A 1,803-nucleotide genomic window follows, 5' to 3' on the forward strand; every position below is an offset into this window, starting at 1 on the left:
GTGTCAGATGCTCCTTAGAAAGGAGGTGATCCAGCCGCACCTTCCGGTACGGCTACCTTGTTACGACTTAGTCCTAATTACCGATCCCACCTTCGACGGCTCCCTCCACAAGGGTTAGGCCACCGGCTTCAGGTGTTACCGACTTTCATGACTTGACGGGCGGTGTGTACAAGACCCGGGAACGTATTCACCGCAGCGTTGCTGATCTGCGATTACTAGCGACTCCGACTTCATGAGGTCGAGTTGCAGACCTCAATCCGAACTGGGACCGGCTTTTTGGGATTCGCTCCACCTCGCGGTATTGCAGCCCTTTGTACCGGCCATTGTAGCATGCGTGAAGCCCAAGACATAAGGGGCATGATGATTTGACGTCATCCCCACCTTCCTCCGAGTTGACCCCGGCAGTATCCCATGAGTTCCCACCATTACGTGCTGGCAACATAGAACGAGGGTTGCGCTCGTTGCGGGACTTAACCCAACATCTCACGACACGAGCTGACGACAACCATGCACCACCTGTTTACGAGTGTCCAAAGAGTTGACCATTTCTGGCCCGTTCTCGTATATGTCAAGCCTTGGTAAGGTTCTTCGCGTTGCATCGAATTAATCCGCATGCTCCGCCGCTTGTGCGGGTCCCCGTCAATTCCTTTGAGTTTTAGCCTTGCGGCCGTACTCCCCAGGCGGGGAACTTAATGCGTTAGCTGCGTCACGGAATCCGTGGAATGGACCCCACAACTAGTTCCCAACGTTTACGGGGTGGACTACCAGGGTATCTAAGCCTGTTTGCTCCCCACCCTTTCGCTCCTCAGCGTCAGTTACGGCCCAGAGATCTGCCTTCGCCATCGGTGTTCCTCCTGATATCTGCGCATTCCACCGCTACACCAGGAATTCCAATCTCCCCTACCGCACTCTAGTCTGCCCGTACCCACTGCAGGCCGGAGGTTGAGCCTCCGGATTTCACAGCAGACGCGACAAACCGCCTACGAGCTCTTTACGCCCAATAATTCCGGATAACGCTTGCGCCCTACGTATTACCGCGGCTGCTGGCACGTAGTTAGCCGGCGCTTTTTCTGCAGGTACCGTCACTTTCGCTTCTTCCCTGCTAAAAGAGGTTTACAACCCGAAGGCCGTCATCCCTCACGCGGCGTTGCTGCATCAGGCTTGCGCCCATTGTGCAATATTCCCCACTGCTGCCTCCCGTAGGAGTCTGGGCCGTGTCTCAGTCCCAGTGTGGCCGGTCACCCTCTCAGGCCGGCTACCCGTCGACGCCTTGGTGAGCCATTACCTCACCAACAAGCTGATAGGCCGCGAGCCCATCCCCAACCGAAATTCTTTCCAGACGCAGACCATGCGATCACGTCACATATCCAGTATTAGACGCCGTTTCCAGCGCTTATCCCAGAGTCAGGGGCAGGTTGCTCACGTGTTACTCACCCGTTCGCCACTGATCCCACAGAGCAAGCTCCGTGTTCACCGTTCGACTTGCATGTGTTAAGCACGCCGCCAGCGTTCATCCTGAGCCAGGATCAAACTCTCCGTAAAAAAGAAATGCATACCCACACCGGGAAAACGATGGGGCAGCGAGTTTGATGCTGACCAAAGAGACGAATTCATTGCTGACTTCATCCATTGCCAGCCCCCGGAAGGGCTGGTCTTTGATCCAAAGGAATTCTCACCCCCACCGAAGTGGAGACGAGGATAATTTGGCATTTGACAAGTGCACGCTGTTGAGTTCTCAAGGATCGGATGCTCCCACGACCCAGTCATCACAACCAGGCCCGCAGGGCAACTTCTCTATCTTAC

At 55.4% G+C, this 1,803-nt stretch carries 1 rRNA gene; it reads right to left on the reverse strand.

The window, feature by feature from the left end:
• Positions 1-18: 18 nt before the first annotated feature.
• Positions 19-1,542 (reverse strand): 16S ribosomal RNA (locus F6A08_RS17530).
• Positions 1,543-1,803: the final 261 nt, after the last annotated feature.

The sequence above is a fragment of the Microbacterium algeriense genome (genome assembly GCF_008868005.1).
GTDB classification, from domain to species: domain Bacteria; phylum Actinomycetota; class Actinomycetes; order Actinomycetales; family Microbacteriaceae; genus Microbacterium; species Microbacterium algeriense.